This window comes from Streptomyces sp. NPDC059743 (assembly GCF_042732975.1).
GTDB lineage: Bacteria > Actinomycetota > Actinomycetes > Streptomycetales > Streptomycetaceae > Streptomyces.
In genome coordinates this window covers 58,393-74,904 of record NZ_JBHWGS010000013.1, presented here as the reverse complement: position 1 = coordinate 74,904, position 16,512 = coordinate 58,393, and the positions used below count along the sequence as shown (strand labels likewise).

22 protein-coding genes are annotated in these 16,512 nt (G+C 68.8%); 16 read left to right on the top strand and 6 right to left on the bottom strand.

Annotation, left to right across the window (positions count from 1 at the left end; translation table 11 throughout):
* The first annotated feature begins 269 nt into the window (after positions 1-269).
* Entirely contained in the window at positions 270-401 is a 132-nt protein-coding gene (locus ACFV6H_RS23300) for a hypothetical protein (protein ID WP_370749183.1), read from the top strand.
* A gap of 60 nt (positions 402-461) precedes the next feature.
* Here the strand turns inward: ACFV6H_RS23300 and ACFV6H_RS23295 are convergent, their stop codons facing one another.
* Complete coding sequence (locus ACFV6H_RS23295) at positions 462-1,025, bottom strand: hypothetical protein (RefSeq protein WP_384789896.1); 564 nt, start codon at positions 1,023-1,025, stop codon at positions 462-464.
* A 103-nt stretch (positions 1,026-1,128) separates the two neighbouring features.
* Between ACFV6H_RS23295 and tsaB the strand changes: the two genes are divergently transcribed.
* The 7 genes from tsaB (at position 1,129) to ACFV6H_RS23260 (ending at position 4,763) form a co-directional block, all read left to right on the top strand.
* Complete coding sequence (gene tsaB, locus ACFV6H_RS23290) at positions 1,129-1,806, top strand: tRNA (adenosine(37)-N6)-threonylcarbamoyltransferase complex dimerization subunit type 1 TsaB (RefSeq protein WP_385545230.1); 678 nt, start codon at positions 1,129-1,131, stop codon at positions 1,804-1,806.
* An 86-nt stretch (positions 1,807-1,892) separates the two neighbouring features.
* Positions 1,893-2,408 (top strand): GNAT family N-acetyltransferase, encoded by a 516-nt coding sequence (locus ACFV6H_RS23285; RefSeq protein WP_385545618.1) that lies wholly within the window; start codon positions 1,893-1,895, stop codon positions 2,406-2,408.
* Positions 2,401-3,537 (top strand): tRNA (adenosine(37)-N6)-threonylcarbamoyltransferase complex transferase subunit TsaD, encoded by a 1,137-nt coding sequence (tsaD, locus tag ACFV6H_RS23280; RefSeq protein ID WP_385545227.1) that lies wholly within the window; start codon positions 2,401-2,403, stop codon positions 3,535-3,537. Before ACFV6H_RS23285 ends, tsaD begins: the two co-directional genes overlap by 8 nt.
* A gap of 7 nt (positions 3,538-3,544) precedes the next feature.
* The gene (locus ACFV6H_RS23275) at positions 3,545-3,796 is read left to right on the top strand and encodes a hypothetical protein (protein ID WP_385545224.1); all 252 of its coding nucleotides are present in this window, start codon (positions 3,545-3,547) and stop codon (positions 3,794-3,796) included.
* 188 nt (positions 3,797-3,984) lie between these two features.
* Positions 3,985-4,341, top strand: coding sequence for a DUF6247 family protein (locus tag ACFV6H_RS23270; protein WP_385545221.1), 357 nt, complete (start codon positions 3,985-3,987; stop codon positions 4,339-4,341).
* Entirely contained in the window at positions 4,338-4,610 is a 273-nt protein-coding gene (locus ACFV6H_RS23265; protein ID WP_385545218.1) for a hypothetical protein, read from the top strand. Before ACFV6H_RS23270 ends, ACFV6H_RS23265 begins: the two co-directional genes overlap by 4 nt.
* A 6-nt stretch (positions 4,611-4,616) precedes the next feature.
* Positions 4,617-4,763 (top strand): winged helix-turn-helix transcriptional regulator, encoded by a 147-nt coding sequence (locus ACFV6H_RS23260; protein WP_385545215.1) that lies wholly within the window; start codon positions 4,617-4,619, stop codon positions 4,761-4,763.
* A gap of 72 nt (positions 4,764-4,835) precedes the next feature.
* Here the strand turns inward: ACFV6H_RS23260 and ACFV6H_RS23255 are convergent, their stop codons facing one another.
* Entirely contained in the window at positions 4,836-5,234 is a 399-nt protein-coding gene (locus ACFV6H_RS23255; RefSeq protein ID WP_385545212.1) for an ATP-binding protein, read from the bottom strand.
* Between the two features lie 194 nt (positions 5,235-5,428).
* Here ACFV6H_RS23255 and ACFV6H_RS23250 point away from each other — a divergent pair, with 194 nt between their 5' ends.
* Both ACFV6H_RS23250 and ACFV6H_RS23245 read left to right on the top strand, forming a co-directional pair.
* The gene (locus ACFV6H_RS23250; protein ID WP_385545209.1) at positions 5,429-6,283 is read left to right on the top strand and encodes a helix-turn-helix domain-containing protein; all 855 of its coding nucleotides are present in this window, start codon (positions 5,429-5,431) and stop codon (positions 6,281-6,283) included.
* A complete protein-coding gene (locus tag ACFV6H_RS23245) occupies positions 6,280-6,486 on the top strand; it encodes a DUF397 domain-containing protein (protein ID WP_385545206.1) in 207 nt (68 codons plus the stop codon). The genes ACFV6H_RS23250 and ACFV6H_RS23245 overlap by 4 nt, the downstream gene beginning before the upstream one ends.
* 102 nt (positions 6,487-6,588) lie before the next feature.
* On the opposite strand, the gene ACFV6H_RS23240 is transcribed toward ACFV6H_RS23245, so the two are convergent.
* Both ACFV6H_RS23240 and ACFV6H_RS23235 read right to left on the bottom strand, forming a co-directional pair.
* The gene (locus ACFV6H_RS23240; RefSeq protein ID WP_385545203.1) at positions 6,589-6,945 is read right to left on the bottom strand and encodes a DUF805 domain-containing protein; all 357 of its coding nucleotides are present in this window, start codon (positions 6,943-6,945) and stop codon (positions 6,589-6,591) included.
* Between the two features lie 1,438 nt (positions 6,946-8,383).
* Entirely contained in the window at positions 8,384-8,890 is a 507-nt protein-coding gene (locus tag ACFV6H_RS23235) for a potassium channel family protein (RefSeq protein WP_385545200.1), read from the bottom strand.
* 190 nt (positions 8,891-9,080) lie between these two features.
* Here ACFV6H_RS23235 and ACFV6H_RS23230 point away from each other — a divergent pair, with 190 nt between their 5' ends.
* Both ACFV6H_RS23230 and ACFV6H_RS23225 read left to right on the top strand, forming a co-directional pair.
* A complete protein-coding gene (locus tag ACFV6H_RS23230; RefSeq protein WP_385545197.1) occupies positions 9,081-9,749 on the top strand; it encodes a hypothetical protein in 669 nt (222 codons plus the stop codon).
* A 71-nt stretch (positions 9,750-9,820) separates the two neighbouring features.
* Complete coding sequence (locus tag ACFV6H_RS23225; protein ID WP_385545194.1) at positions 9,821-10,186, top strand: hypothetical protein; 366 nt, start codon at positions 9,821-9,823, stop codon at positions 10,184-10,186.
* A gap of 53 nt (positions 10,187-10,239) precedes the next feature.
* Here the strand turns inward: ACFV6H_RS23225 and ACFV6H_RS23220 are convergent, their stop codons facing one another.
* Positions 10,240-11,553 (bottom strand): methyltransferase domain-containing protein, encoded by a 1,314-nt coding sequence (locus tag ACFV6H_RS23220; RefSeq protein ID WP_384986803.1) that lies wholly within the window; start codon positions 11,551-11,553, stop codon positions 10,240-10,242.
* Positions 11,554-11,684: 131 nt separating this feature from the next.
* On the opposite strand from ACFV6H_RS23220, the gene ACFV6H_RS23215 reads away from it, so the two are divergent.
* The 4 genes from ACFV6H_RS23215 to groL all read left to right on the top strand — a co-directional run bounded on the left by ACFV6H_RS23215 (position 11,685) and on the right by groL (position 15,602).
* Positions 11,685-12,758, top strand: coding sequence for a polysaccharide deacetylase family protein (locus ACFV6H_RS23215; RefSeq protein ID WP_384986801.1), 1,074 nt, complete (start codon positions 11,685-11,687; stop codon positions 12,756-12,758).
* A 39-nt stretch (positions 12,759-12,797) separates the two neighbouring features.
* The gene (locus ACFV6H_RS23210; protein ID WP_385545190.1) at positions 12,798-13,202 is read left to right on the top strand and encodes a hypothetical protein; all 405 of its coding nucleotides are present in this window, start codon (positions 12,798-12,800) and stop codon (positions 13,200-13,202) included.
* 364 nt (positions 13,203-13,566) lie between these two features.
* Entirely contained in the window at positions 13,567-13,875 is a 309-nt protein-coding gene (groES, locus tag ACFV6H_RS23205; RefSeq protein WP_023539274.1) for a co-chaperone GroES, read from the top strand.
* A gap of 101 nt (positions 13,876-13,976) precedes the next feature.
* Positions 13,977-15,602, top strand: a complete 1,626-nt coding sequence (groL, locus tag ACFV6H_RS23200; RefSeq protein ID WP_384986797.1) for a chaperonin GroEL — start codon at positions 13,977-13,979, stop codon at positions 15,600-15,602.
* Positions 15,603-15,738: 136 nt separating this feature from the next.
* Here groL and ACFV6H_RS23195 read toward each other — a convergent pair whose 3' ends face one another.
* A complete protein-coding gene (locus ACFV6H_RS23195) occupies positions 15,739-16,512 on the bottom strand; it encodes an SDR family NAD(P)-dependent oxidoreductase (RefSeq protein ID WP_385545185.1) in 774 nt (257 codons plus the stop codon).

The following is a 16,512-nucleotide window of genomic DNA, read 5'->3' as shown; positions in this document are numbered from 1 at the left end:
CAGGGCGTGAGCGCGCAGATCCGCCGAACGTTTCCGCGGACTGTTCGGCCAGCCGTTCCGTACGTTCCGACAAGACGTCGGCAAAATGTTGCGCGTGCCATGCCGCGCATGGTCACATGGTAGTGAGACATGGTTAGGTCTGCCTAACTACCTGACCACGCCTGCCCCCGGAGCCTCAGGAGGCATCCATGTCGGCGACAGAGCGCGAAACGCGTCCGCAGTCCCCAGCGCCTCAGTCCTCAGCGCCCCGGTCACCGTCGTCCGTATCCATGAGCGTTCTGCTCGCGTCGTGCGCGGCTGCCTCGGCCGTGTCCACACCGCCGCGGGAGCCTTCGGCGGTCGCGACAGCGGAGGCCGCCGCGGCGGCAAGGGAGCTGGAGCGGCAGCGCGACGCCGCCTGAGGGACTTCCGGCGTACGGGCCTGAAGGGCTGCCGAGCGGCTACGGAACGACGACCACGGGCTACGGAACGACGACCACGACAGAGCCGACCGTCGCGAACGTCCACACCGCGTTTCCGTCCGCCACCTTCATCCTGACTCCGCCCGTCTTCAGCGTCGGATCGGGGCTGGAGAGCGTGCCGTCCACCGCCGCGCTGAAGCCGATCGACACATCGTTCACGGTCGTGAACCGTACGACGTGCTCGACCCGTACTCCGTCCGAGCCCGTGACCGCGCCGGAGCGCGAGGTCACGCGGTACGAGCCGGGCAGCGGGCTGACCGTACTGGGCATGACGGCGAAGCTCCGCGTGGCCTGTTCCTTCTGGTTCACCAGCCACACCCGGCGCTGGCCCAGCGCGTACACGACGCGTGCGCCGGTGCCCGACTCCTCGGGGATCGCGCGCGGGTCCTTCTTCTTCTGCGCGGGCGCGCCGCCCGAGGCGGGCGGAGAGGCGGACGGCGCGGTGGCGGGCTTCCCGAGGGTGTCGTCGGGAACGTTCGCGGACGCCTGGTAGGCGAGGAAGCCGACCACGGCGATGGCCGCCGCGGTGAGCCCGGCCACGATTCCCGAGCTGCTCCTTGACACCTTGATCCACCTCTCGTACGTATGACTCCGTGGTGACGGTAGCAGCAGCAGGGTGACGGGACGGGGCGCCGTGCCTTGGGCGTCGGAGCCGTAGGCTGTTTGCGTGCTTCTGCTCGCCGTTGATACCGCCACGCCCGCCGTCACCGTCGCTCTCCACGACGGCACCTCCGTCCTGGCCGCGGAGAGTCAGGTCGACGCGCGCCGCCACGGGGAGCTGCTTCTCCCCGCTGTCGACCGCGTCCTCGCCGAGGCCGGGCTGAAACTGGACGCCGTGACGGATGTCGTCGTGGGCGTGGGGCCGGGACCGTACACGGGACTGCGTGTCGGGCTGGTCACGGCTCTGACCTTCAGCTCGGCGCTCGGCGTGCCGGTGCGCGGGCTCTGCACGCTGGACGGGCTCGCGTACGCCTCCGGGCTCGAAGGGCCGTTCGTGGTGGTGACGGACGCGCGCCGCAAGGAGGTCTACTGGGCGCGGTACGCGGATGCCCGTACGCGGCTGACCGAGCCGGCCGTCGACCGGCCCGCCGATATCGCCGGCCATGAGCATGTGGTGGGAGTGCCTGCGGTGGGCGCCGGTGCGCTGCTCTATCCCGAGGTTTTCCCGGACGCGCGCGGTCCCGAGCACCAGTCGGCCGCCGCGCTGGCGTCGCTGGCGGCGGAGAGACTCGCGGCGGGGGCTTCCTCCGGCCCCGGCGGGGACTTCCTGCCGGCCCTTCCTCTGTACTTGCGCCGTCCGGACGCGCAGGTGCCCAAGAACTACAAGGTGGTCACGCCGAAGTGACCGATGCGACGGACGCGGCAGCCGAGAGCAATGATGTGGAAGCGACGGCGGCCGGCGAGACGGCCTCTTCCGTACTCCTGCGTGAGATGCGCTGGTGGGACATCGAGCCGGTGCTCGCCCTCGAACACGAGCTCTTTCCCGAGGACGCCTGGTCCCCGGCCATGTTCTGGTCCGAACTGGCCCACGCGCGCGGTCCACGGGCGACCCGCCACTACGTGGTGGCGACCGAGCCGTCCGGGTCCGGCGGCCAGGACGGGTCCGGCGCCCGGGACAGGGCCAACGGCCGGATCGTCGGGTACGCCGGACTCGCCGCCGCCGGTGGCCTCGGTGACGTACAGACCATCGCCGCGGCCCGCGACCAGTGGGGCACCGGCCTCGGCTCCCGGCTGCTGACCGATCTGCTCCAGCACGCGACCGCCTTCGAGTGCGAAGAGGTACTGCTGGAAGTGCGGGTCGACAATCTGCGGGCGCAGCGGCTGTACGAGCGGTTCGGCTTCGAGCCGATCGGTTTCCGGCGCGGCTACTACCAGCCGGGCAATGTCGACGCGCTCGTCATGCGCCTCCATATGAAGACCCATCAAGGAACTGAGATCCATGGCTGACGAACCTCTCGTCCTCGGTATCGAGACCTCCTGTGACGAGACCGGCGTCGGCATCGTCCGAGGGACGACGCTGCTCGCCGACGCCATCGCGTCGAGCGTCGACGAGCACGCGCGCTTCGGCGGTGTGGTGCCGGAGGTCGCCTCCCGCGCGCACCTGGAGGCGATGGTGCCGACGATCGAGCGCGCGCTGAAGGAGGCGGGCGTCTCCGCCCGCGACCTGGACGGCATCGCGGTGACGGCCGGGCCCGGGCTGGCCGGCGCGCTGCTGGTGGGCGTCTCGGCGGCGAAGTCGTACGCGTACGCCCTCGGCAAGCCGCTGTACGGCGTGAACCATCTGGCCTCCCACATCTGCGTCGACCAGTTGGAACACGGCCCGCTGCCCGAGCCGACGATGGCGCTGCTGGTGAGCGGCGGGCACTCCTCGCTGCTGCTCGCGCCGGACATCACCAGCGATGTACGGCCCATGGGAGCGACGATCGACGACGCGGCGGGCGAGGCGTTCGACAAGATCGCGCGCGTGCTGCACCTCGGCTTCCCGGGCGGTCCCGTGATCGACCGGCTCGCGCGGGAGGGCGATCCGGCGGCGATCGCGTTCCCGCGCGGGCTGACCGGGCCGCGCGACGCGGCGTACGACTTCTCCTTCTCCGGTCTGAAGACCTCGGTGGCCCGCTGGATCGAGGCGAAGCGGAACGCGGGCGAGGAGGTGCCGGTACGGGATGTGGCGGCGTCCTTCCAGGAGGCGGTGGTCGACGTACTGACCCGGAAGGCGGTCCGCGCCTGCCGGGACGAGGGCGTGGACCATCTCATGATCGGCGGCGGAGTCGCGGCCAACTCACGCCTGCGGGCGCTCGCGGCCGAGCGCTGCGAGCGGGCGGGCATCCGGCTGCGGGTGCCGCGGCCGGGACTGTGCACGGACAACGGCGCGATGGTGGCGGCGCTGGGCGCGGAGATGGTGGCCCGTAACCGGCCGACGTCGGACTGGGAACTGTCGGCGGACTCGTCACTGCCGGTGACGGACCCGCACGTACCGGGCACGGCGCACGACGCCGACGCAGATCAGCACGCTGACGGCCACCACCATGACCACGACCATCTGCATGAGCTGAGCAAGGACAACCTGTACACATGAGGCACTCATGACCGTGGCGCTGATGTGGGAGGCCAAGGCGGCCCCCGGCCGGGCCACGGAGCTGCTGGCCTGGGCACGCGCCCAGCACCTCCCGTACGCGCCATTGCGACGCGAACTCCTCCGCGCCCCCGAGGACCGCGTACTGGTCATCACCTGGTGGAACGCCCCGTACGAAGCCGACGTCCCCGAACTCCCGGACCCCCCACCGTCCTTGACCGCCCGCCCGGTACACCGCTGGCGCTTCGAGGCCGTGCAGTAGGACCCGCGTGTGCCGATTCGCAGACCACTGTGGCCGGACTCCTATGGCCGGACTCCTAGGACTGGGCGCCTTCCGTTCGACGCCGGGGCAAGTCCGCTACGTCCTGTTCGCTCGTTCGAGTGGTCGCGGTGGGATTCTCGCTCTGTAGGGTGGACGTAGGGTTCAAAGTCCGGCCCATGGGAGAAACCATGACTGCCACCACAGCTTCCGAGCAGCCCCTGATTCCGCAGCCACCGACTACGGTCACCGCGCTCCGCAAAGCAGTCGCACAGATCGCTCCCGCCGCACTGCCGGCCTTCACCCGTGAGCTGGACCAAGCGGCGGATCAGGCCCGGTCTGGCTCGGACCTCGCGCCGTTGCGACGCTTCACCGAGCAGTGGGCGGTATACGTCCAGATTCAGCGTCAGCCGCAGCTCGCGGCCAGGTTCCGGGAGCTGGAGGACTCGGCGGAGTCCGGCGGGACCGAGCAGGCCCGTCAGGCGGCAGTCGAACTCGGCCGCATCCTCGACACCGCGCGTGCCGCCCTGAAGCAGGGTCCGCGTTGAGCGAGCCTTGGCGCTGGGAGTACGACCCTGATCATGCCCATGTGGCCGGCGGTATCCCTGGCCCTGTTGTCGCCGAGGTTGAGCGCCTTGCCGGCCAACTGGTCGACCTTGCGGACATCGATGTGGACGTCACCGAACTTGGTGAGGGACCGCGTCCGGGCGGGCTGCGCCGTATGGACGCAGCCGGAGGGTGGTTCTACTTCCTGGCCGCCCCGAGAGCCCGGCTCATCGTCGTCGTGAGGATCATCCCTCCGTTCGACAGCCTCTGATCCGGCATGCCGGTACGTGTGGACTACGCGCTCACCCCGCTGGGACAGAGCCTGGTTCCCGTCATGCAGGCCGTGACGCGATGGGCCGAGCAGAACATCGAACAGATCGACGTCGCGCGCGAGTCGTACGACGCTCAGCAGCTCAACCTCTGAGGATCGCCAGGGTGAGCGCGCCGCTCACGGCCAACACCGCGAGGACGTAGGCGACTTGCTCAGCGCCGGGGCTCATCGCTTCGGCATACGGATCGCACACCGGATCTCCTTGCCGGAGGCGGTGAGCACGGTCTCCCAGCGCTCCGTCAACTCGTCGATCAGGAGCAACCCGCGCCCGTCCTCGGCCGTGTCGGACTGCTGCTGCTTGGCCGGGACGACGGACACGGGATCACTGACGGCGATGAGCAGACACGGCGCTTCCAGCCGTACGACCAGTTCGCACCGGCCGCCCGCGTGCTTGTGGACGTTCGTCAGCAGCTCCACAACGACGAGCGCGGCCACGTCGGCGACCGCCGCACAGCCCCACGACTCCAGCCGTTCGACCAGGTCACGGCGGACACGTCGTAACTCCTTGGGCACCACGGTGAGGCTCAGTCGCAGTTCTGGCTCGATACCGGCCACGCTCACCATGGCTCCTCCTGGCTGCTGCCGTACGGGCAGCACGGTGGACTACGGCGAGTCACCGGGCTGGTGCGCCGTGTTAGGCACTGATGGTGCAGGGTGAAGCAGTGCCAAGGCAAGTATTCCTATGGCTCATCCCTCTTCAGCGTGAATTCTCAGGTGACATCTGTACGGTCGGTGAGGGATCGGTCCATCATGTGGCCATGGCTCAGAGCGACATGCCCACGATGCGCAGCAAGCGACTCGGGAACGAGTTGAAGCGGCTGCGTGCCGAGAAGGGGCTCAAAGTCCAGGACGCTGCCGACAGGTTGCTGTGCGGGCAGCCGAAGATCTCGCAGATCGAGAACGGCAGGCGGGGCATCAGGCCGCTCGACCTGAAGATCCTGCTGGAGTTTTACGGAGTTGAGGACGAGGTCCTCATCTCGAACATCAAGCGGCTGGCCAAGGAGATCCACAAGGTCGACTGGTGGAGCAATCAGGGGCCGTTGCTCTACGACGGGCTCAAGGACTATCTGACGCTGGAGTCCGACTCGGAGTTGGTTCGTTCGTACGAACCGGCACTGGTTCCGGGGCTGTTGCAGACCGAGGCGTACATGCGGCAGATCTTCACCGCCGGTTCGCCCGCCGACCGTGTTGAGCTGCTGGTCAAGACGAGGCTGAAACGCAAGGAACTCCTGGACGCGCCACACGACTTCCGGCTTCGCGCCATCATCGACGCGCCGGCATTGCATCGCATCAGTGGCTCTCCGGAGCTGGTGCGCGAGCAGCTTGAGCACCTTCTGGAGGTGGGGAATCAGCCGAACGTCAACATCCAGATCCTGCCGCTCGACGCTTCGGTTCCGATGACCCAGTACACCCCGTTCGCACTCCACTCGCTTCGGGGTGAGCCCTCAATTGACGTCGCATGGTTGGAACACACCACCGGTGGTACGTTGTTGGAGCAGCGGGCTGACGTTCAGGTGTACAGCCGGACATGGGCTGAGTTCACAGCCGCAGCTCTCTCGCCGTCCAAGTCTCAGCAGTACATTCGTGATCTCATCAAGGACAGTGGATCGTGACCGCCGACGAGTTTGATGGCGTGCCCTGGCACAAGAGCACGTACAGCGGAAACAACAACAACTGCGTCGAACATGGCCTGTTGCACACCGGCCGTCAGGCCGTCCGTGACACCAAGGACCGCGAGCGCGGCGTGGCCGTCTTCGGGCCGGCGTCCTGGCAGAGGTTTGTCGACGCGGTCCGCTCCGGCGCCCTGGGCGCGTGAGCGCGCGGTTGGCCGCGGGGCGGAGTTGGGCGAGTTCGTTGTCGGCATGACGAAGGCCCGTCGGCAGCGTGCCGACGGGCCTTTCGCACGAGCACTCGGATGTCAGTGCGCCGCGACCTGCTTGGGGTCGTAGCCGTACTTGTTCTGGCCCACGGTGCCCGCAGTGGCGCAGAAGACGATCAGGATGATTTCGCCGACCAGCGGGATGAATGAGAGCAGGACGAACCAGCCGGACTTGTCGGTGTCGTGCAGACGCCGCACGCTCACAGCGAGGCTGGGTATCAGGACGGCGAGGAAGTAGAGACCGATCAGGATGCTGTTCAGGCCGATCGCGCTGTCGATGATCACGACCGCGATCTCCGCAAGGATGTTGAACAGGACGAACATCCAGAATTCCGTGCGGCGTGCCCGCCCGCTGAAGCCTGCGTAGTTCTTGAGAACGGCGAGGTACCAGTTCATTTGTCCCCCCAAGGACGGCGAAAGAGGACCCGTCCGTCTCGGCGGGCCAGGGCGAAACGTATGTGGCCGAAAATCGTATGGTCAAGTCGTTACCTAAAGGCCAGTTGGCGGAGAGGGTTCCCAACTGCGCGCAGGCCTCGCCCTGGTTGCAACCACGTAGGGGCGTGGGTGTGTCCTGAGGGCGGGTTACCGCTACTGAGGGCGCGGGACTGGTACTGCGGTTGGTCGGGTGCGGGTCACGACCAAGAGGTAGTCGTGGTGGGCCGGCAGGTTTTGGGCGACGTGGGGGCCGCCCCTCTGTTTTTGATTGTGGCGGGGTCGTGCCGGGCGTCAAGGGCGCTCCTTCGTCGCGTCGGCTGCGCCGATTCCGCTGCGCTCCACCCTTGACCCCCGTCCCGCCCCCGCTGAAGGAAGGTGGGAGGGGCGGCCCGGGGGAGGGGTCCCCGGGGGGCTCAGTTATGGGTCCTTGTTTCTTTCCGGCCTGCTGGTCGGTGGGTGTTCTGCGCGGCAGTGGAGTGGGGTGGTGGCGCGTCGGCTCGGCGTCTGGCCACCGTCTGTTTGCTGAGGTTCAAGACCGCTGCTGGGGTGTGTGGGTGGTGGGGTGGGTGGTGCTGTCCGGAAGGACAGTGGGCCTGTGCGGGCCGTCGATACGTGCTGAGGACGGCCTATCGCTACTCAGGACACAAGACCGGCCTCGGGGACCCTCAACGGGCCGCTAAACAGGGGGATATGGGGCATCGATTGATGTCCGCCACCCGCTCACCCCGGCCTGAGGGCCGTCCGACGGTCTCTTGTGTCCTGCGGACGTGAGGAGCAGATGGATACGGACCTGCCGCTCCACCGGGCCCCTGGCCAGGCGGATGGAATGGCCTGATGCCCGGGGTGCCATGGGACAACGAATCTCAGACACGGTCCTGAACCCCAGCCGACAGCGGACGGTCTGACGCTGAGCCGGTGCCGGGCCGCCCCATTCCACTGCCGCGTCCTCCACCCACCGGCCCGCAGGCCGGAAAGAAACAGGCACCCGGAACTGAGCCCCCCGGGGACCCCTCCCCCGGGCCGCCCCTCCCATGCCTGTACTTGCGATGGAGGGTCGGGTGTCAAGGGTGGAGCGCAGCGGAATCGGCGCAGCCGACGCGACGGAGGAGCGCCCTTGACGCCCGGCCCGCAATCGCGAAACTGAAACCTCAGGGGCGGCCCCCACGTCACACGGGACCTGCCGGTTCAGCCCGACTACCTCTTGGTCGTGACCCGCACCCGACAACCCCACCCCCGCAGCGGTCCTGAACCTCAGCCAACAAACAACAGCCCGACGCTAAGCAGGGCCCAGAAGCCCCATTCCACTCCCGCGCACACCACCCACCAGCCCGCACCACGACTACCACTCGGTCCTGACCGTCGCCTGCCGTCAGTTGCCGTCACCTGCCGTCGCCTGCTGTCAGTTGCCTCTCTCCTCCGGCGATCCGCCCTGGTTTCTCAACAAGCCTTCTAGGCGGTCGAAGCGTTCGTGCAGTGCGCGTAGGTCTTCCGAGATGTCCGTCCTGCCCTTGCGTTCGGCGTGTTCCAAGGTCAGGGCCAGGCGGCGCATGCGGTGGACGGCGTTGCTGACGAACCAGGTGGCGAGCGACGCAGTGACGATGCTGAAGACGGAGATTCCGACGAGCATCACCACACTGGCGATGGCCCGTCCCCATGGGGTGACCGGATACATGTCCCCGTAACCGACGGTGGTGGCGGTCTCGACCGACCACCACAGGGCGCGCGGGAAGGAGGTGATCGTCGCGTGGCGGGACGATGCCTCGACCGGGACGATGATCCATGAGCCGACCAGCAGCACGAGCACCAGGAGCAGGGTGGCCCAGACCGCGGCCTTCACATGGAGCCGCTGCCAGGGCTCGCCTCTCAGCAGCCGTTTCAGCAGGTACGTGAAGGAGATCGGCGGCATGGCCCCGAAGCTACTGCCGACGGCCAAGGGCGCACCGTCCCGACACTCGTACAGCGGACGATGAACGGACGTCTGGACGATCCGTCCCCCGAGCAGGTCTGAGCCACCGAACCGGTCTGGCTCCTGCTCGGCCGCCGCCGCCCGCCACCCCGCCGCACCCTCCCCTCCCCGCCCCGTTACTCTCTGCCAGGTGATCAGCAAGGTCCGCGTCGCCGACCGTCCGCGCCTGCCCCCGCCCCCACCGCCCCCGCATCTGCGTTCCTGGCCCGACCGTGACGCGCTGCTCGCCGACCGCGCCGCCGCCATGGCCGCCCTCACCGGACGGCGGCTCGGGATCGGGCGGCTGGTGCTGCTTTGGCTGACCGGTGCGGTCGCCGCGCTCGGCTGGGCCTCCGTCGGGCTGGCGATCCAGAGCTTCGAGCAGGGCGGTCTCGGCCAGCTGACCGGGCTGGTGGCGCTCGTCCTCGGCGCGGTCCTGCTGATACCGGCCGGCGTCGCGCTCGGTTTCTGGCTGGATCGTGGCCGTACGGTACGGGAGCGGCTGGAGGCCTGGGCCGAACTCGACCGGGATCCTGTGTCGGACGTACGGGTACGGGCCCACGGCCGGAGCGTGATGTGGCTGCTGCTGTCCGTGATCCTCTGTGTGGCCGGATTGTGGGCGACGGGCACTGCCTGGGCCGGAATGGCGCCGGGACCGGAGTCCGTCACCGTGGGTGAGACGGTCTACGCGCTGGGTCTCGCGGTCACGGTCCTGGCGACCGGGATTCTGGGCGCCGTCCAGTCGTACGGGCATCAGGCCTGGTCAGGGCGGTTGCTGAGCCCGATACCGGTGCGCAGGCGCGGTGGCGTCCACCGCTGAGGCCGTTCCTTCGGCGTCCGTCCTATGCTGAAGAGAGAACGCATGCGCCATTCAGGGTGAAGGGGCGGCGGATGGAATGGCTTTGGTGGATTTTCGTCTTCTTCATCGTGGGCGGCTTCGGATGGATCGCCGACACCGGCCGCACCGCGCTCCGTACCCGGCACGAACGCAGACGTGAGCTCTACGAGCTGGAGGAGAAAGGGCGGCTGGCCCTGGAGCAGGCCCACAAGCCTCCGGAGCCCGTCTGCGGCTGTACGCACCACCTCGCCAAGCACGACAAGCGCGGCAAGTGCCACGAGGACGTCGAGGTGGCGACGGAGTGGGACGAGAACAGGAAGCCCTTGCGGTACGAGCGCAGGCAATGCAACTGCCAGCAGTACGTCGGCCCGCAGCCGCTGTCGCAGATCTACGCGGATGAACTGACCGACCTCCAGTAGCCGCGCACCGTCCGTTGTTGCGTGTTGCGCAACTGCACGACTCTTTGCGGTCGTTACGCCTTCACCGGGTGCCCGAGCAGCATGGTCGGGGCGCCCGCGACCCGGGTCAGGAACACCGTCGACGCGTGCGGGCCCTTGAGTTTCAGACGGCGGCGCAGTTCCTCCGGTTCCACGGCGGAGCCGCGCTTCTTCACCGTCAGGACACCGACTTCGCGTTCGCGCAGCAGAGCCTTGAGTTTCTTGAGGCCGAAAGGGAGTTCATCGGTGATCTCGTAGGCGGTGGCGTACGAGGTCGGGCGCAGCTCGTCGGCCGTGATGTACGCGATCGTCTCGTCGAGCAGTCCGCCGTCCAGCTTTTCGGCCACCTCGGCGACCAGATGCGCGCGGATGACGGCGCCGTCGGGCTCGTACAGAAAGTGGCCGGTTCTGCGGACGGGCGGATCAGGCAGGCCGCGGCCGGTGAGCGTCACCGCAGTAGTGGGAAGAGCGCCGGCCTCCCCGCCGAGCCCGCCATCGAGCAGAGTGGCGCGGCGGCTGCCCGGCGTGACGGAGCCGGGCGTTCCGCCGTGCCAGAGCACCGCCTCCTTGACATCGCCGCCGTCCGAGATCCACTCGGCCTCGAAGTCGTCGGGAATCAGCTCGTGCGGAATGCCGGGCGCGATCTTGACCGCGCCCGTGCCGGCCCGGCGTACCGCCTCGACCGCCCATGACAGAGGCGGTGAGTACGCCTCCGGATCGAAGATCCGGCCTCGGCCGCCGCGCCGCGCGGGATCGATGAACAGCGCCCGCGCTCCCGTCAGGTCGTACTCCAGTACATCCGCCCGTGTCACCGTCACCGGCGGTGCGTCCGGGGCCAGGGTACGTACGTTCTCGGCGGCGATCTCGCAGGTCAGCGGATCGAGATCGACGGCGGTCACGGCGAGGCCCGCGCGCGCGAACTCGATCGCGTCGCCGCCGATGCCGCAGCACAGATCCATGACCCGGGGCTCCGGCGCGAGCGCGCGGAACCGGGCAGCCCGGTAGGCGGCGACGGTGCCGCGCGTGGCCTGCTCGATTCCGTTCGGCGTGAAGTACATGCGGTACGCGTCCCGTGCGCCGAATTTCGCCACTCCGCGCTGACGCAGCCGCGCCTGGGCCAGCGCCGCCGAGACCAGCTCCGCCGGGTGCTCGCGGCGCAGCCGGGTGGCGAGGGCGAGTTCGCCGGCCGGGTCGTGGTCGCGCAGTTCGGCGAGGAGCGCCTGGCCCTCGGCGGAGAGCAGCGGCGCGAGGAGGGCGGAGGGAGGAAGCAGCGGGGCGTGCGAGGGCGAGAGCGCGGGAGTGGGAGTCGGCGCGGGAGTGGCAGGAACGCGGTCGGTCACCCGGTCCATTGTGGGCCAGCCGGGGGATGGTGCGCGCCCGGGCGGCGGTGTCGGCCGGGCGCGGGCATCGCGCGCTGACAGGATGCGACACCATGCAACTAGTACGACAAAACGAAGAAATGATGGCAAAGGTGGCGGAGATGGCGAAGGGGGACGGGAGCGGCAGGGGCGGGAGTGGTGGGGACGGAGGCGGTCCGGGCGGGAGAGCCAAGGACGGGAGCGCCAGCAGGAGCACCAACGGAAGCGGTAACGGGATCGCCGCGCAGGCCACGAAAAACCAGCCCAGCCGACGCAGCCGACGCGGACGCACCGTCGCCGCGGCGCTGCTCGTCGGTGCGATCGGCTCGGGATGCGCCGCCGGAGCCGGCGAGGTGCCCAAGCCCGCCGCCGCCGGGCGCCCTGGCCTGCCGGGCGGGCCCGGCCACGGCGCCCAGGAGGCGCAGAAGGAGGCCCCGGCCGGCATGATCGCCGGTTACGCCGACAACCTCCGCCGCAACCAGGCGGCCCGTGCGATCGCGGCCAAGAAGTGGGGGCTCAGCGCCACTCCGCTGCCCGCGCCCAGGCCGCCGACCGTCAAGCCGGCCATCACCACCCGCGAGGGCTTCGAGGTCCAGGACAGCGAGGATCTGCCGCCGATCTTCACCACCGTCCCGACCAAGGACAAGGTCGTCTTCCTGACCATCGACGACGGCTCGGAGAAGGATCCCGAGCTGCTGCGGATGATGAGCGAGCTGAAGATCCCGTACACCGCCTTCCTCAGTGACTACGTCATCAGCAACAACTACGACTACTTCAAGAAGATGCAGGACAACGGGGTGACGCTGAACAACCACACCCTCAACCATCCCTATCTGCCCGGTCTGTCCTACGACGAGCAGAAGCGGGAGATCTGCGGCCAGCAGGACAAGCTCCAGCAGCGGTACGGGCACCGGCCCACGCTCTTCCGGCCGCCGTTCGGCAACTACAACCGCGACACGCTGGTGGCCGCCAAGGAGTGCGGTGTGAAGGCCGCACCTCTGTGGGCGTCGGAGGCATTTCCCGACCACATGGAGTGGCGTGAGTGGGACAAGGACATGCACCCCGGGGACATCATCCTCACCCACTTCCGCGGCCCGGACGAGTGGGCGGGCTCCATGCCCGACATGATCCGGCAGGTGATGAAGGTGATCACGGACAAGGGCTACGCCGTGGGCAAGCTGGAGGACTACGTATGACACCGCTGGAGGAGTACGTATGACACCGGAGGCGCTGCTATGAGGCTCGGGGAGGACGCATGCGGCCCGGTCGCTCCGGTCGCTCCCGTCGCGTCGGTCGCTCCGGCGGGCACGGCACGTACGCGCCGTGGGGCCACGGGAGGCCGTACGAGGGCTGAGTACCGGCTGCTGGCCGGCGCGCTGGCGGCCGGCGCGCTCATCACCGCCGGCTGCGCGCAGTCGTCCGATCCGGTGGATCCGATCGAACGGCTCGGCCGCAAGGCGGCGCAGAAGGTCGGCCCGCACACGCCGCCCTCGGTGCCGGGAGCGGACGGCAGGCCGAGCGCCGTACGGCTCGCTCCGCAGCCCCGGGAGATGTGCCCCGGGGAGGAACGTCCAGCCCTGGACCCGGACCCGGGCGTGGGCCCCGGCGGCCCCGGCGTGAACGCGGGAGCCCGGCTGTGAGCGCAGGGACCCCAGCGGCGCGCGCCCAGCCGTACACGCGACGGCGCGCGCCCGGTGGTGCGCGCCGCCGCGCCGCTGCGTAGCCCTGTACGCCGTCGCGTAAGCGTGTGCGCCGCTCGTACGGCCGTACGGAATCCAGGGCCCCGCATGCGCGTTTCCGTATTGAGACAGAACCGCCACGCCCAGCCGTATTGGCACTCCGCTTGACCGAGTGCTAACCGCGGTCATAGTCTCGGGTCTGGCACTCCCCAATGGAGAGTGCCAAAGCGCGACTGGCAGGTCCGGCACCCGCGACGACGGATCGACCTGGTCGCCACCCTCAGACAGTTAACCCCGTGAGATCTCCGAAGGGGGAGGTCGGATCGTGACGACCGCCAGCACCAAGGTTGCCATCAAGCCGCTCGAGGACCGCATTGTGGTCCAGCCGCTCGACGCCGAGCAGACCACGGCCTCTGGCCTGGTTATCCCGGACACCGCCAAGGAGAAGCCCCAGGAGGGCGTCGTCCTGGCTGTCGGTCCGGGCCGTTTCGAGAACGGCGAGCGGCTCCCGCTCGACGTTTCCGTCGGCGATGTCGTTCTGTACAGCAAGTACGGCGGCACCGAGGTGAAGTACAGCGGCGAGGAGTACCTCGTCCTCTCGGCTCGCGACGTGCTCGCGATCATCGAGAAGTAATCACCCACGTTCGAGTTTGCTTGTGAACCGCGCCCCTGGCCGCCCTGCGATTGCCGGGCGGACAGGGGCGCGGTTCGTGTGAGAGGACAGAGAAAGCTCCCATGGCGAAGATCCTGAAGTTCGACGAGGACGCCCGTCGCGCCCTCGAGCGCGGCGTCAACAAGCTTGCCGACACGGTGAAGGTGACGATCGGCCCCAAGGGCCGCAATGTCGTCATCGACAAGAAGTTCGGCGCCCCCACCATCACCAACGACGGTGTCACGATCGCCCGCGAGGTCGAGCTCGACGACCCGTACGAGAACCTGGGCGCGCAGCTCGTGAAGGAGGTGGCGACCAAGACCAACGACATCGCGGGTGACGGCACCACCACCGCCACGGTGCTGGCCCAGGCGCTGGTCCGCGAGGGCCTGCGCAATGTCGCCGCCGGCGCCTCCCCGGCCGCCCTGAAGAAGGGCATCGACGCCGCGGTCAAGGCCGTCTCCGACGAGCTGCTCGCGACCGCCCGTCCGATCGAGGACAAGTCCGACATCGCCGCCGTGGCCGCGCTCTCCGCGCAGGACCAGCAGGTCGGCGAGCTGATCGCCGAGGCGATGGACAAGGTCGGCAAGGACGGTGTCATCACCGTCGAGGAGTCCAACACCTTCGGTCTGGAGCTGGACTTCACCGAGGGCATGGCCTTCGACAAGGGCTACCTCTCGCCGTACATGGTCACCGACCAGGAGCGTATGGAGGCCGTCCTCGACGACCCGTACATCCTGGTCCACCAGGGCAAGATCTCCTCCATCCAGGACCTGCTGCCGCTGCTGGAGAAGGTCATCCAGGCGGGTGGCTCCAAGCCGCTGCTGATCATCGCCGAGGACGTCGAGGGCGAGGCGCTCTCCACCCTCGTCGTCAACAAGATCCGCGGCACCTTCAACGCGGTCGCGGTGAAGGCTCCCGGCTTCGGTGACCGCCGCAAGGCCATGCTCGGCGACATCGCCACCCTCACGGGCGCGACCGTCATCGCCGAGGAGGTCGGCCTCAAGCTCGACCAGGCCGGTCTGGACGTGCTGGGCGCCGCCCGTCGCGTCACCATCTCCAAGGACGACACGACCATCGTCGACGGCGGCGGCAACTCCTCCGACGTCGCGGGCCGTATCAACCAGATCAAGGCCGAGATCGAGGGCACGGACTCCGACTGGGACCGCGAGAAGCTCCAGGAGCGCCTCGCGAAGCTGGCCGGCGGTGTGTGCGTGATCAAGGTCGGCGCCGCCACCGAGGTGGAGCTGAAGGAGAAGAAGCACCGTCTGGAGGACGCCATCTCCGCGACCCGCGCCGCGGTCGAGGAGGGCATCGTCTCCGGTGGTGGCTCCGCCCTGGTGCACGCGGCCAAGGTGCTGGAGGGCAACCTCGGCAAGGAGGGCGACGAGGCCACCGGTGTCGCGGTCGTCCGCCGCGCCGTGGTCGAGCCGCTGCGCTGGATCGCCGAGAACGCCGGTCTTGAGGGCTACGTCATCACCGCGAAGGTGGCGGAGCAGGACAAGGGCCACGGCTTCAACGCGGCCACCGGCGAGTACGTCGACCTGGTGAAGGCCGGCGTCATCGACCCGGTGAAGGTCACCCGTTCCGCGCTGGAGAACGCCGCGTCCATCGCGTCGCTGCTGCTCACGACCGAGACCCTGGTCGTCGAGAAGCCGGCCGAGGAAGAGGGCGACGCGGGCCACGGCGGCCACGGCCACAGCCACTGATCGGCCTTTGCGGCTGAACCGCCGCCGCTCTCGCGGAGGTGGTTGCTCGCCGCCGTGGTTCCTCAATTGATGGTTACGGTGAGGAATCAGGCCCGGTACTCCTGCGGGGGTACCGGGCCTCGCGCGTTACGGAGGCCTACCGCGGCCCGTACTTGCGGCCCGTCTTCGAGGTGATTCCGCCGAGCAGGCCGCGCGGGGCCAGTTTCACCGCGCCCATCAGCGCCTTGTACCGGGGATCCGGTACGGACACCGTCTTTCCGCGGGACAGATCCAGCAGCGCCGCCGCCACCAGTTTGTCCGCGTCGAGCCACATCCAGCCCGGGATGTTCTCCGTGCCCATACCGGCCCGTTCATGGAACTCGGTCCGTACGAATCCCGGGCACAGCGCCATCAGCCGTACGCCCGTCCCGGCCAGATCCCGGGACACGCCCTGGGTGAACTGCACGACCCAGGCCTTGGACGCACCGTACGTACCGCGCGGTACGAACGCCGCCACCGACGCCACATTGACGACTCCGCCCCGGCCGCGCTCCCTCATCCCGGCGACGCCCGCCGATGTCAGCCGCAGTACCGCCTCGCAGTGCACCTTCAGCATCGTCAGCTCATCGGCCATGGAGACATCGAGAAAACGTCCCTTGTTGCCGAAGCCCGCGTTGTTGACCAGGAGATCGACCGGCGCTCTGCGGTCCGAGAGCCGCCTCTCCACCGACGCGATCCCGCTGTCGGTGGAGAGGTCGGCCGTCAGCACCTCGGCCTCGATGCCATGCCGGTCGTGCAGCTCGGTGGCCTGTTCCCGCAAGCGCGTGGTGTCGCGCGCCACCAGTACGAGATTGTGCCCGTCCGCCGCCAGCCGGCGCGCGAAGGCGGCACCGATCCCGGCCGTCGCGCCCGTAATCAAAGCAGTCGTCAT

Excerpts from the sequence above, each read along its gene's own strand:
- ACFV6H_RS23240 (WP_385545203.1), bottom strand. The coding sequence starts at position 6,945 with ATGAACTGGTACCTCGCCGTTCTCAAGAACTACGCAGGCTTCAGCGGG.
- ACFV6H_RS23260 (WP_385545215.1), top strand. The coding sequence starts at position 4,617 with ATGCCGGTACGTGTGGACTACGCGCTCACCCCGCTGGGACAGAGCCTG.
- ACFV6H_RS23255 (WP_385545212.1), bottom strand. The coding sequence starts at position 5,234 with ATGGTGAGCGTGGCCGGTATCGAGCCAGAACTGCGACTGAGCCTCACC.
- ACFV6H_RS23250 (WP_385545209.1), top strand. The coding sequence starts at position 5,429 with ATGGCTCAGAGCGACATGCCCACGATGCGCAGCAAGCGACTCGGGAAC.
- groL (WP_384986797.1), top strand. The coding sequence starts at position 13,977 with ATGGCGAAGATCCTGAAGTTCGACGAGGACGCCCGTCGCGCCCTCGAG.
- ACFV6H_RS23215 (WP_384986801.1), top strand. The coding sequence starts at position 11,685 with ATGGCGAAGGGGGACGGGAGCGGCAGGGGCGGGAGTGGTGGGGACGGA.
- ACFV6H_RS23225 (WP_385545194.1), top strand. The coding sequence starts at position 9,821 with ATGGAATGGCTTTGGTGGATTTTCGTCTTCTTCATCGTGGGCGGCTTC.
- ACFV6H_RS23195 (WP_385545185.1), bottom strand. The coding sequence starts at position 16,512 with ATGACGACTGCTTTGATTACGGGCGCGACGGCCGGGATCGGTGCCGCC.
- ACFV6H_RS23275 (WP_385545224.1), top strand. The coding sequence starts at position 3,545 with ATGACCGTGGCGCTGATGTGGGAGGCCAAGGCGGCCCCCGGCCGGGCC.
- ACFV6H_RS23235 (WP_385545200.1), bottom strand. The coding sequence starts at position 8,890 with ATGCCGCCGATCTCCTTCACGTACCTGCTGAAACGGCTGCTGAGAGGC.
- ACFV6H_RS23285 (WP_385545618.1), top strand. The coding sequence starts at position 1,893 with ATGCGCTGGTGGGACATCGAGCCGGTGCTCGCCCTCGAACACGAGCTC.
- tsaD (WP_385545227.1), top strand. The coding sequence starts at position 2,401 with ATGGCTGACGAACCTCTCGTCCTCGGTATCGAGACCTCCTGTGACGAG.
- ACFV6H_RS23300 (WP_370749183.1), top strand. The coding sequence starts at position 270 with ATGAGCGTTCTGCTCGCGTCGTGCGCGGCTGCCTCGGCCGTGTCCACA.
- ACFV6H_RS23270 (WP_385545221.1), top strand. The coding sequence starts at position 3,985 with ATGACTGCCACCACAGCTTCCGAGCAGCCCCTGATTCCGCAGCCACCG.
- ACFV6H_RS23220 (WP_384986803.1), bottom strand. The coding sequence starts at position 11,553 with ATGGACCGGGTGACCGACCGCGTTCCTGCCACTCCCGCGCCGACTCCC.
- ACFV6H_RS23210 (WP_385545190.1), top strand. The coding sequence starts at position 12,798 with ATGAGGCTCGGGGAGGACGCATGCGGCCCGGTCGCTCCGGTCGCTCCC.